At 68.9% G+C, this 12,325-nt stretch carries 10 protein-coding genes; 9 read left to right on the plus strand and 1 reads right to left on the minus strand.

From position 1 onward, the window contains the following. Positions 1–49: 49 nt before the first annotated feature. Positions 50–985, minus strand: coding sequence for a LysR substrate-binding domain-containing protein (locus tag DY262_RS16515; RefSeq protein ID WP_116960208.1), 936 nt, complete (start codon positions 983–985; stop codon positions 50–52). A gap of 158 nt (positions 986–1,143) precedes the next feature. On the opposite strand from DY262_RS16515, the gene DY262_RS16520 reads away from it, so the two are divergent. The 9 genes from DY262_RS16520 (at position 1,144) to DY262_RS16560 (ending at position 12,301) form a co-directional block, all read left to right on the plus strand. Further along, on the plus strand, positions 1,144–2,394 hold the full coding sequence (locus DY262_RS16520; RefSeq protein WP_116960209.1) for an ABC transporter substrate-binding protein: 1,251 nt from the start codon (positions 1,144–1,146) through the stop codon (positions 2,392–2,394). Between the two features lie 69 nt (positions 2,395–2,463). After that, a complete protein-coding gene (locus DY262_RS16525; protein ID WP_116960210.1) occupies positions 2,464–3,339 on the plus strand; it encodes a branched-chain amino acid ABC transporter permease in 876 nt (291 codons plus the stop codon). An 11-nt stretch (positions 3,340–3,350) separates the two neighbouring features. Beyond that, complete coding sequence (locus DY262_RS16530) at positions 3,351–5,885, plus strand: branched-chain amino acid ABC transporter ATP-binding protein/permease (protein ID WP_116960211.1); 2,535 nt, start codon at positions 3,351–3,353, stop codon at positions 5,883–5,885. Between the two features lie 45 nt (positions 5,886–5,930). Next, complete coding sequence (locus DY262_RS16535; protein WP_116960212.1) at positions 5,931–6,323, plus strand: cupin domain-containing protein; 393 nt, start codon at positions 5,931–5,933, stop codon at positions 6,321–6,323. Beyond that, complete coding sequence (locus DY262_RS16540; protein WP_116960213.1) at positions 6,323–7,783, plus strand: aldehyde dehydrogenase family protein; 1,461 nt, start codon at positions 6,323–6,325, stop codon at positions 7,781–7,783. Before DY262_RS16535 ends, DY262_RS16540 begins: the two co-directional genes overlap by 1 nt. A 22-nt stretch (positions 7,784–7,805) precedes the next feature. Continuing rightward, the gene (locus DY262_RS22150; protein ID WP_116960214.1) at positions 7,806–9,584 is read left to right on the plus strand and encodes a thiamine pyrophosphate-binding protein; all 1,779 of its coding nucleotides are present in this window, start codon (positions 7,806–7,808) and stop codon (positions 9,582–9,584) included. A gap of 26 nt (positions 9,585–9,610) precedes the next feature. After that, positions 9,611–10,336 carry an SDR family NAD(P)-dependent oxidoreductase gene (locus DY262_RS16550; protein ID WP_116960215.1) on the plus strand — a complete coding sequence of 242 codons (726 nt, stop codon included), beginning with the start codon at positions 9,611–9,613 and terminating at the stop codon, positions 10,334–10,336. Between the two features lie 88 nt (positions 10,337–10,424). Next, positions 10,425–11,330, plus strand: coding sequence for a sugar ABC transporter substrate-binding protein (locus tag DY262_RS16555; protein ID WP_116960216.1), 906 nt, complete (start codon positions 10,425–10,427; stop codon positions 11,328–11,330). Next, positions 11,327–12,301, plus strand: a complete 975-nt coding sequence (locus tag DY262_RS16560; protein ID WP_116960217.1) for a Bug family tripartite tricarboxylate transporter substrate binding protein — start codon at positions 11,327–11,329, stop codon at positions 12,299–12,301. Before DY262_RS16555 ends, DY262_RS16560 begins: the two co-directional genes overlap by 4 nt. Positions 12,302–12,325: the final 24 nt, after the last annotated feature.

Genomic DNA, 12,325 nt, shown 5'->3' on the forward strand with positions numbered 1-12,325 from the left:
CGCGCGCTGGCGCGCATTCGCGCGGGCCTCGCGCCGCGGAGGCGACGCTTCAAATCAGGTTGACGCCGCGCCAGACGCCGTCGCGCACCAGGTCCTTTACCGTCTCCCGCAGTTCCGTTCTCACCACCGCCGCCGCCGGCGACAGCCGCGTCGGGTCCACCGAGTACAGGTAGTTCGGCCGCTTCATGTCAGCGTCGGAGAAGGCCAACGTGCGCCAGCGCTCGCGCATGCGGCCTTCGAGCAGGGCGGCGGCCATGGGCTTGATGGTCACGCCCAGGCCGTCGCGCACGCAGGTCATCAGCAGCGAGAGCGAATCGATCTCGGCCACCACATGCGCGGTGAGGCTGCGCTGCTCGAACTCGGTGGTGATGCGCCGGCGCAGGCCGTGGATGCTGGTGGGCAGGATCAGCGGCAGCGCCGCCGTCTCGGCGCAGCTGATCTTCACACGCCGCTGCGGCACCAGATCGCTGTTCTGGGGCAGCATCACGAACAATTCCTCCTCCACCAGGGGCTCGCAGGGCAGGTCGGGCACGGCGTCGCGGCTGAAGAGGATGGCCAGGTCCAGCTGGCCCATGCGCATCATCTGGGCCAGGTGGCCGCTCATGCCCTCCACCACGTTGAGCACGATGCCCGGGTACTTCTCGCGGATGCGTCGCATGAAGCTCACGCCCACCGCGCAGACCGTGGTGGCCGCCAGGCCCACCGAGACCATGCCGTGCACCGAGCCCGGGTCCTGTCGCGCGATGCTCAGCGCCTGTTCCAGTTGGCGCAGCATGAAGCGGGCATGGTGATGCAGCGCGGTGCCGCTTTCGGTGGGCGTCACGCCCTTGGCGGTGCGGATCAGCAGGGGCTTTCCCACCTCCGCTTCCAGCTTGGCGATCTGCTGGCTCAACGCGGGCTGTGCGATGAAGAGCTGGCGAGAGGCCTTGGCCAGGCTGCCACTTTCAACGATCTGAACGAAGTACTTGAGCTGGCGGAAGTCCATGTTCTGCGGTCTCCATCTTCCTCGGGAAAGGGGGTGTCTTCAGGGCTATAGGATTTTCTTCTATCCAGTCTCGGAAAACAGTATTTTTCATCGCTGTCAGTGCTTCCTATCATGCCGTCCGCATTGAGAAGAGAACCCCTACAACGAGGAGACGAGACATGGATCGCACACTGGACCAAGGAACGCGGCGGCGCTCACTGCTCAAGGCGGGCGCGCTGGCCGCCGGCGGCGCGGCGCTGGGTCTGCCCGCGCTGGCGCAGGGCAACGAGCCCATACGCATCGGTCATCTGACGCCGCTCACCGGTTTCCTGGGCGCGCTCGGTGACTACGCCGTGCAGGGCATCAAGATGGCGGTGGAAGAGGTGAACGCCGCCGGCGGCGTGAACGGCCGCAGGATCGAACTGATCAGCGAGGACTCGGTGAACCCGCAGACGGCCTCCAGCAAGGCCCAGCGCATGATCGAGCGTGACAAGGTGCTGGTGCTGATGGGCGAGATCAACTCGGCCTCGGCGCTCACCATCTCGCAGGTCGCGGCGCGCAACAAGACCCTGTTCATGAGCATCGGCGCGCGCTCCGACGCGCTGCGTGGAAAGGACTGCAACCGCTACACCTTCCACGTCGACATCCCAGTCACCGTGATGGTCAACGCGGCTGGCGAGGCGCTGCTGCGCGAGGGCCTGGTCAACGGGAAAAAGATCTACGCGCTGACCTCCGACTACCTGTTCGGCCACGACCTCTCGCGCGCGGCCAAGCGCTTCTTCGCCGCCAATGGCGGCACGGTGATCGGTGACGAGCTGGTGCCTACCGATCTGACCGATTTCAGCCCGCAACTGCTCAAAATCCGCCAGGCCCGGCCCGACCTGGTGGCCACCAACCTGGGCGGCAACCAGGTCACCAATTTCGTCAAGCAGTACGCCGAGTTCGGCCTGCAGTACCCAGTGGCCGGCTTCAATCTCAACACGGCCGACGCATGGGCCGCGGGCGAAGGCAACCTGGGCGGCATCTGGCCCACGGTGTGGCACCACGAACTCAAGACGCCGGGCTCGGTGGCCTTCGTCGATCGCTTCACCAAGAAGTACGGCCGCATTCCCGAAAACCATGCCTGGATCGAGTACGTCTCGCTGATGATGCTGGTGCAGGCGATGAAGGAGACCAAGTCGACCGACACCGACAAGCTTATCGCCTACTTCGAGTCGGAAGCCCAGTTCGACATCCTCAAGGGGCGCAAGGCCTACTTCCGCCGCTGGGACCACCAGCTCATGCAGGAGGCCTACCCGTTCACCGTCAAGCCCAAGGGCCAGGCCAGGCACAAGCAGGACTTCCTGCAATTCGGCGAGGCCGTGCCGGCCGCCAATGAGCCGCTGGAGAAGCTCGCGCCGCCCCAATCGGAGAGCGCCTGCAAGATGTGACCGGGTCCTGAGCGACCCCGGCCGGCACCCCGCATCGGGTGCCGGCGTCCCCACTTTTCCCACCCTTCCATGCAGATCGTTTTCTTGCTCGAGCAGGTCGTCAACGGCCTGGTGCTCGGGGGCTACTACTTGCTGCTCGCGCTGGGCCTGTCGCTGATCTTCAGCGTGGGCGGCATCGTCAATCTCTCGCACGGCGCGTTCTACGCGCTGGGCGCCTACCTCTCGCTGGAGGTGATCCGCTTCGTCGGCTTCGGCCCCAGCGTGGTGATCACACCGCTGCTGGTGGGCCTGCTCGGCATCGCCTTCGAGCGCTTGCTTCTGCGCCGCTTCTACTCGGCCGACCCCATCCTCAGCCTGCTGGTCACCTTCGGACTGGCGCTGGTGGCGGAGCAGGCGCTGCGCATGATCTGGGGTTCGGCGCCTTTGCCATCGAATATGCCCGCGACCTTCAAGGGCAGTGTGCTGCTGGGCGACTTCATGCTCTCCAGGTACCGCCTGTTCATCCTGGTGGTGGTCATCGTGGTCATGGGCGGCATCTGGCTGCTGCTGCACAAGACGGCCTTTGGCCGCGTGGTGCGCGCGGGCGTGCAGAAGCCCGACATGGTGGCCGTGCTGGGCATCAGGCTGCAGCCCTACATGACGGCCATCGTGGTGCTGGGCGTGGCCACCGCCGCGCTCGCGGGAGTGCTGTTCGGCCCCATCGCCATCGTTCACCCCGCCATGGGCATGGAGGTGATGACCGTGGCCTTCGTGGTGGTGGTGATCGGTGGCCTGGGCAGCTTCTGGGGCGTGGTGGCGGCGGCCCTCCTGGTGGGCGTGGTGCGTGGCGTCACCACGCACTTCCTGCCAGCGGCCAGCGAGGCATCCATGTACGTGCTGATGTTCCTGGTGTTGATGTTCCGGCCGCGCGGCCTGCTGGGCGAGCGCATCGAGCGCTTCGAGTGAGAACCACAAGAATGAGTGCCTTCCTGTCTTCCAAGCACCGCCCGCTGTGGGTCGCGGCGGCCGGCCTGGTGCTGTTGCCCCTGGCGTTCCAGGCCGTTGGCCTCACGCTGGACTCGGCCACCGTGGTGGTCATCCTGGCCATGGCGGCCATGGGCCTGAACCTGCTGGTGGGCTACACCGGTCTGGTGTCCTTCGGCCACGCGGCCTGGTTCGGCATCGGCGGCTACGCTGCGGGCCTGGCGCAGTTGCACTGGTTCCCGAACCAGATGCTGCTGCCGATGCTGTTCTCGGTGCTGTTCACGGCCTCGCTCTCGTTGGCGGTGGGCTTCCTGATCCTGCGCCGGCGCGGTGTGTACTTCTCGCTGCTCACGCTGGCGCTGTGCGCGCTGACTTTCGCCATCTCCTTTCGCTGGACCGGTCTCACGGGTGGCGAGGGCGGCCTGGGCGGTATCGAGCGTGCGAGCGTGGGCCCCATCGACCTCAACGGCCACCTGAGCTATTACGTGTTCGCCGCGCTGGTGGGCTTCGCCGTGGTCTGCGCCCTGCACCGCGTGGTGCGATCGCCCTTCGGCCACGTGCTGGTGGCCATCCGAGAGAACCAGCAGCGCGCCACCTTCCAGGGATACGACGTCAACCGCTACAAACTGCTGGCCTTCGTGCTGTCGGCCACGGTCACCGGCCTGGCGGGCGCGCTGCTGGTGTTCCTGCACCGGCTGGCGGCGGCGGAGTCCACGGCCGTGCACTTCTCGGGTGAGTTGCTGGCCATGGTGGTCATCGGTGGCATGCACAGCTTCCTGGGTCCGGCCTTGGGCGCGCTGTTCTTCCTACTGTTCCGCGAGCTGTTCTCGATGTGGACCGACAACTGGCTGCTGTACTTCGGTCTGATCTTCGTCGGCTTCATCATCTTCTCGCCGTCGGGCCTGGCGGGCATCGGGGCGCAGCTGCGCCGTCGCCTGCGGCCGCCGCCCACCGACGGCGCGGCCATGAGCAAACGCAAGATCTACGAAGGCCTGCCGCTGCCCGAGTTCCTGCGCCCTGCGCGGCGCGAGGGCACGGTGCTGGAGGCGGCCGAGGTCGGCAAGCGCTTCGGCGGCATCCAGGCGGTGCGGGGCGCCAACATCGCGGTGCAGGCCGGCCAGATCCACGCGCTGATCGGTCCCAACGGAGCGGGCAAGACCACCACCTTCAACCTGATCTCGGGCATGTTCCCGCCCAGCACGGGCGCGGTGAAGCTGCACGGCGAGGTCGTCCACCACCTGCCGCCCGACCGCATCTGCCAGCAGGGCCTGGCGCGCTCCTTCCAGATCACCAACCTGTTCAAGGGCCTGACGATCCAGGAAAACCTGCGCCTGTCGCTGCAGGCCCGGCACCCGGCGCGTTTCAACTTCTGGCGCGATATCGACAGCTTCCCGTCCATCCAGGCCGAGACCGCCGAGCTCATGAAGTTCCTGGGCCTGGAGGGCATGGAGGCGGTGGGCGGGGCCGACCTGTCCTACGGCGGCCAGCGCCTGGTGGACCTGGGCATCGCGCTGGGCTCCAAGCCGCAGGTGCTGCTGATGGACGAGCCGCTGGCGGGCCTGGCCGCGGCCGAACGCGAGCGCGTGTCGCGCCTGGTGAAGACCATCGCCAGCAACATACCGGTGCTGATCGTGGAGCACGACATCGATCGCGTGCTGGAGCTGTCGCACCGCGTGACGGTGATGAACCAGGGCGAGGTGCTCATGAGCGGCACGCCCGACGAGGTGCGCGCCGACCACCGCGTGCAGGAGATCTACACCGGCACCGGCACGCCGCCCGTCACGGGCCGCAGCGGCGCGGTGACCGGCGAGCGCGCGCCGGTGCTGAACTTCGACCGGGTCGACGCCTTCTATGGCAAGAGCCACATCCTCAACGGCGCGAGCCTGCAGGTGCGCGAGGGCGAGATCGTGGCCTTGCTGGGCCGCAACGGCGCGGGCAAGTCCACGCTGCTCAAGAGCCTGGTGGGCCTGGTGCCGCCGGCCAGCGGGCGCGTGGTCTTCAACGGCCGCGACATCGCCGGCCTGGGCGCGCCCGACATCGCGCGGCTGGGCATCGGCTACGTGCCGCAGGGTCGCGGCCTGTTCGCGGGCATGACCGTCGCCGAGAACCTGGAGCTGGGCCGCCTGGCACGCCCCACCGACGGCAGCACCGGCGTTGTCTGGGACGAAGCGAAGATCTTCGAATTCTTCCCGCGCATCAAGGAGCGCATGCACATCGCGGCCGACTACCTCTCCGGCGGCGAGCAGCAGATGGTGGCGGTGGCGCGCGCGCTGTCGGGCAATGTGCGCCTGCTGCTGCTCGACGAACCGTTCGAAGGACTGGCGCCCACCGTGGTGCAGGAGCTGTTCACGGCCTTCGATCGCCTGCGCCAGCACGTGTCCATCGTCATCGTCGAACACAACCTGGACCTGGTGCTCGCCTTGGCCGACCGCGTCTACGCGCTGGAGCGCGGCGCCGTGTTCCACGAAGGGCCGGCCGAGCCTCTGCTCACCGACCTTGACTACCGCAAGAAGATCCTCTGGCTCTGAGCCGGCGGACCGAATCCCCTCACCCGATACGACACAGGAATGCCCATGAACCCAAACCCCCGTACCCCCGGCTCCGCGCTGGTGGAGCAGATGGCGAAGCTGCTGTGGAAGGAGTACCCCGGCCACTTCGGCGGCGCCCTGTCCAAGGAGCTGGCCGGCCCCGAGACCACCGGCAGCCAACGCCTGGACGTCCGCCTCTCGCGTTACGCGCCCATGGCCTACGTGCAGGAGCACGTGCACAAGATCCAGGAGCAGGTCTACTACGTGCTCGAAGGCGAGGGCGTTCTCACGCTGGACGAGCAGCGCCACCTGATGCGCCCGAACGACTTTGTCCACGTGCCACCGGGCGTTCGCCACAGCTTCCACAACACCGGCACCGCCGGCCTGGTGTTCCTGGTGATCACGACGCCCGCGTCGGACGAAGAGGAGAGCCTGTGATGGACCGTCAGGCATCGGCCTTGGTGGACGCGGCGCGGCAGGGCGCCCTGCGCCAGCTTATCGACGGCGAATGGGTGGATGGCCAGGGGCCGCGCGCCAGCGTGCGCGACAAGTACACGCTGCAACCCTTCGCCGAGCTCACCCAGGCGGACGAGGAGCAGACGCGCCGTGCGGTGGACGCGGCGCACGCGGCCTTTCGCCGCGGCGTGCCCGCCGCCTATGAGCGCGGCGTGGTGCTGGAGCGCGCGGCCGCGCTGCTGGAAGCGCGCAACGACGCCTTCGTGCGCGCCATGCAGCGCGAGGCCGGCTTCACGCAGAGCGATGCGGCGGGTGAGGTGCGCCGCTGCCTGCAGACGCTCAAGTTGTCGGCCGACGAGGCGCGCCGCCTCGCGGGCGAGGTCATCCCGCTGGCCGGCGCGCCCGGCGCGGCGGGTCGCATCGGCTTCACCATCCGCGTGCCGCTGGGTGTCGTGGCGGCGGTCACGCCCTTCAACTCGCCCCTGAACACCGTCACGCACAAGGTGGCGCCGGCTTTCGCTGCGGGCAACGCGGTGATCCTCAAACCCTCGACGCACACGCCGATGACGGCCTGCCTGCTGGCCGAGGTGCTGCTGGAGGCCGGCATGCCCAAGGGTTTCCTGAACGTGCTGCACGGCAGCGGCGAGGTGGTGCGCTGGCTGCAGGCCGACGACCGGGTGCGCTTCTTCGCCTTCACCGGCAGCACCGAGGTGGGCCGCCAGATCCAGCAGGCCGCGGGCCTGCGCCGCACGCAGATGGAGCTGGGCTCCATCGCCTGCACCATCCTCTGCGAGGACGCGCGCCTGGATGCCGCCCTGCCCAAGATCGTCAACGCAGGCTACCGCAAGGCGGGGCAGGTCTGCACCTCGGTGCAGCTGCTGCTGGTGCACGAGTCCCTGCGGGCCGAGGTCGAGGCCCGACTGGCGGACATGGTGCAGGCCTTGCCGTACGGTGACCCGAGCGACAACAAGACCTTCGTCGGTCCCGTGATCAGCGAAGACGCGGCCATCCGCATCGAGGCCTGGATCGAGGAGGCCGTGGCCTCGGGCGCGCAGCGCCTGGCCGGCGGTCCGCGCCAGGGCGCGGTGGTGCCGCCCACGCTGCTGACCCGGCTGCGCGACGACATGCGCGTGAGCTGCAGCGAGATCTTTGGCCCGGTGGTCTGCATCCTGCCGTTCAGTACGCTGGAGCAGGCCATCGCGCGCGTCAACGCCACGCCCTTCGGCCTGGCCACCGGCATCTTCACTCACCAGCTCGACGAAGCCTTCGCGGCGGCGCACCAGCTCGAGGTGGGCGGTGTGCACGTGAACGAAACGTCGAGCTCGCGCGTGGACCTGATGCCCTATGGTGGCTCCAAGGACAGCGGCTTCGGACGCGAGGGCCCGCGCTACGCGGTGCACGAGATGACCGAAGAACGGGTCATCACCTTCACGATGAATTGAACGGAAACAAGGGAACACGACCATGCCCCGAATGAAAGGCGGCGAACTGATCGCCCAGTACCTCGTGCAGGAGAAGGTGCCCTACATCTTCGGCATCTGCGGCCACGGCAACGTCGGCATCCTCGACGCGCTGTACGACGTGCGCGACCGGCTGCAACTGATCTCACCGCGCCACGAGCAGTGCGCCGGCCACATGGCCGACGCCTACTTCCGCGTGAAGCACCAGCCGGTGGCCACGCTCACCTCCACCGGTCCGGGTTCGGCCAACATGGTGATGTCCTGCGCGACCGCGCTGTCGGACTCATCGGCCTTCCTGTGCATCACCTCCAACGTACCGACCTCGCAGCACAATCGCGCGCCCTTCCAGGAGCTCTACACGCACAACCAGGCCGATTTCGCGCAGGTCATGCGCCCGGTGGTCAAGCGCGCCTTCCAGCCCTCGCGCGTGGACATGCTGCCGCTGGCGCTGCGCCAGGCCATGGACACCATGGTCACGGGCCGCCCGGGGCCGGTGAACCTGGACATTCCCTACAACGTGTACCAGGAAGAGGCGGATGTCGAGCTGCCTCCGGCCTCCCACCTGCAGCGCGCGCACCGCCCGGGCGCGAGCGAGGCCGACCTGGCCCTGGCGCTCGATCTGCTCGCCGCCGCGCACCAGCCCGTGCTCTTCATCGGACACGGCGCCACCCTGTCCGAGGCCGGCCCCGAGGTCACCGCGCTGGCCGAGCAGCTGGGCGTTCCTGTCATCACCTCGCCCAACGGCATGGGCTGCATCCGTGGCGACCACCCGCTGGCCCTGGGCTTCATCGGCCGCAACGGCGCCTATCCCGCCAACGAGGCCGGCCGCCGCGCCGATCTCGTGATCACCTTGGGCACGCGCTTCGACGACCGCAGCTCCTCGAGCTGGCACGAGGGCTACTCGTGGAACTTCCCGAAGACGCGCCTGGTTCACGTGGACATCGACCCGCAGGAGCTGGGTCGCAACTACGCGCCCGACCTCGGCGTGATCGCCGACATCCAGGTCTTCATGCGCCAGCTGCTCAAGGCCCTGGCGCAGCGCCCCGAGATCCGGGCGGCGCGTTATGCGCCTTGGTTGGAGCAGGTGCGCGGCTGGCAGGCGCAGTGGGAGGCCTTCGTGCGGCCGCATTTCGGCGACTCCACTACCCCGCTGCGTCCGGAGTTCGTGGTGGACACGCTGCAGAAGGTGCTGCCCGATGACGTGATCCTCGCGCTCGATTCCGGCGTGCACCACAACTGGTTCATGCAGTTCTGGCGGTCCTTGCGCCCGCAAAGCATGCTCAACAGCTGGGGCTACTCCAGCATGGGTTTCGGCGTCTGCGGCGTGATGGGCGCGCAACTGGCCGCGCCGGGCCGACCCTGCGTGGCGGTGGTGGGCGACGGAGGCTTCACCATGGCGCCCTACGTGCTGTGCACGGCGGTGGAGCACAACCTGCCGGTGGTCTGGATCGTCTGGAACAACTTCGCCTGGGGCGCCATCCGCGACCTGCAGTACGGCTTGTTCGACGGCCGCGAGATCGGCACCGCCTTCTACAAGGGCCAGAGCGGCGAGCGCTACAACCCCGACTTCGCGGCCTGGGCCCGCGCCTGCGGGGCCGACGGCTACACCGTGACGCGCCCGCAGGACCTGGGCGCCACCGTGCAGCAGGCGCTGAAGAACCAGCGCCCCTGCGTGATCGACGTGCACGTGGACGCCGACGTGCGCCCGCCTTCAACGGGCACCTGGCAGCTGCCCCCCATTCCGTACAAAGAGCCGGCGTACGGCAAGCCCTTCAAGGCCTGAGCCGCATCCATCCCACAGGAGTTTCCATGAGCAAGAACAAGATCGCCCTGGTGTTCGGCGGCACGCGTGGCATCGGCGCGGCCACGGTGAAGGCGCTGGCCGAGAGCGGCCATAACGTGGCCTACACCTTCGTGAACAGTGCGCCGAATCTGCCGGCCACCCTCGGCGGCGCCACCACCAGGGGCTACCGGGTCGACATCCGCGAGCCCGCGCAGGTGGCCCAGGTGTTTGCCGACGTCGCGAGGGACTTTGGCGCCGCGCCGCATTGCGTGGTGGCCAACGCCGGCATCAACGTGCCGCCCGGTCCCCTCGCGCAATACGATCCGGAGAACTTCCGCCAGGTGGTGGAGGTGAACCTGGTCGGCGCCTTCAACGTGCTGAGCGCCGCGGCGAAGCACGTAGCCGACGGCGGCAACATCATCGGACTGACCACCTCTATGGTGCGCGTGGCCGTGCCCGGCGGCGGGGCCTACACGGCCACCAAGGCCGGCGTTGAAAGCCTGTTGCGTTCCCTGTCGAAGGAGCTCGCGCCGCGTGGCATCCGCGTCAACGGCGTGGCGCCGGGCCCGGTGGACACCGACCTGTTCCGCGCCGGCAAGGACGAGGCGGCCATCGCCCGCTCGGCCGGCATGAGCCCCTTCAACCGCGTGGGCCGTCCCGAGGAAGTGGCCGAGGTCGTGGCCTTTCTCGCATCCGACAAGGCCTCGTGGGTACACGGCCAGATCATCCAGCCCAACGGCGGCATGGTCTGAACATGGCGCCCCCACGTTCGCGCACTGCGTGTCGCTCTCTGGCCCCCAAGGGGGCGCGTTTCGCCTTGGGGCGGCCCGGCGGCGAAACATGATGCGCCTTGCCGTCTTCACCAAGAACCTGACCAACCCGGCCTATGGCGCGGCGCGCCTGGGGGCGGAGCGCGCGGCCGCTGCCCTGGGGGGCGCCGAGGTGCTGCACTTCGTGCCGCAGACGCCGGACGACCCCGAGGAGCAGATCCGGCTGATCGACGAGGCCCTGGCCCTGAACCCGCGGCCCGACGCCTTCGTGCTCTCGCCCGTGCACGCGACCCGGGTGGACCCCGCGATCCGCCGCATCGCCGCCGCCGGCATCCCCATGGTCGGCTTCGTCAACCCCATCGACGCCGCGCCCATGGTCGGCTACGTGAGCTCGGACGACTTCGCGCTCGCACAGGCCATCGCGGACCACCTGCACGCCCACCTCGGCGGGCGCGGGCGCGTGCTGGTGGTCACGGGCCCCGAACCGTCGTACACCAGCCAGGAGCGCCTGCGCGGCTTTCGCGCGGCGGCCGGGCGCGCGCCCGGCGTCTCGTGGGCGGGCCAGATCGCCGGCGACTACGCGCGCGACGTGGCGCGCGAGCGTGCCGCGTGCTGGCTGGCCGCGCACGGACCCGTCGACGCCTGCCTGGTGGCCAACGACATCATGGCCATCGGCGTGCTCGACGCGCTGGATGGTGCGGGCCAGCGCGCTGCCGTGGTGGGCGTGAACGCCATCCCGCAGGCCATTGAGGCCATCGCCGCCGGCCGCATGCTCGCCACGGCCGACTTCAACGCCATGCAGATGGCCTACCTGGCCACCGAATGCGCCGTGCGCCACCTGCGCGGCGAGGCCATTCCCGCCCGCATCGAACTGCCCGTGCAGATCGTGGACCGCGGCAACCACTCGCGATGGGACCTGCCCTATGGGCAGCGGCCCGTCGTCACGCTGGACGACTTCCGGAGACAACACGCATGAACAAACGCCACTTCCTCCAGGCGGCCGGCGCCGGCCTGCTCGCCGCCGCGCTGCCCGGCCGGGGCCTCGCGCAGGACTACCCGGCCAAGCCCATCCGCATCGTCGCGCCGCTGGCCCCCGGCGGCGCGGTCGACATCCTGGCGCGTCTGATCGCCGAGCGCCTGCAGCCGCTCTACAACCAGACCGTGATCGTGGAGAACAAGCCCGGCGCCAGCGGCCACCTGGGCGCGCAGTTCGTGGCGCGCTCGCCGGCCGACGGCCATACGCTGATGGTGGGCACCATCGGCATCCACGCCGCCTACGCGAGCTACAGCAAGCTCGCCTACGACCCGGCGAAGGAGCTTCAGCCGATCCTGGTCATCGGCGAGGCTTCCAACATCGTGGTGGTGCCGGCGAACTCGCGTTTCAAGACCTTCGCCGACTTCCTGGCCGAGGCCAAGGCCAAGCCGGCGGGCATCAACTACGCCTCGGCCGGGCCGGGCAGTTCCATCCACATGATCACCGAGCTGTTCCAGCTCGCCATCGGCCAGCGCATGAACCATGTGCCCTACAAGGGCAGCGGCCCGGCGCTGGCGGACCTCATCGGCGGCCAGGTGGACGTGATGTTCGAGAACATGTCCTCTGGCATGGCGCACGTGCGCGGGGGGCGCCTGCGCGCGCTGGCCGTCACCGGGCCGAAGCGCGACCCGCGCTTTCCCGAGCTGCCCACCATCGCCGAGGCCGGCGTGCCGGGCTTCAGCGGCACCTCGTGGTTCACGCTGGCGGCGCCCGCGGGCACGCCCACGCCGCTGGTGGACAGACTCAACCGCGACGTGCAGAAGCTGCTTGCCGCGCCCGACGTGGCCGAGCGCTACAACGCCCTGGGCATGGGCTTCGCGCCCAACTCGCCGGCCGAGGCCCGTGCCTTCATCCAGAGCGAGACCACCAAGTGGACGCGCGTGATCGAGGCCGCGAACCTCAAGCTCGACTGAACACGACAACGACCGGAGACACCA

The sequence above is a fragment of the Hydrogenophaga borbori genome (genome assembly GCF_003417535.1).
GTDB lineage: Bacteria > Pseudomonadota > Gammaproteobacteria > Burkholderiales > Burkholderiaceae_C > Hydrogenophaga > Hydrogenophaga borbori.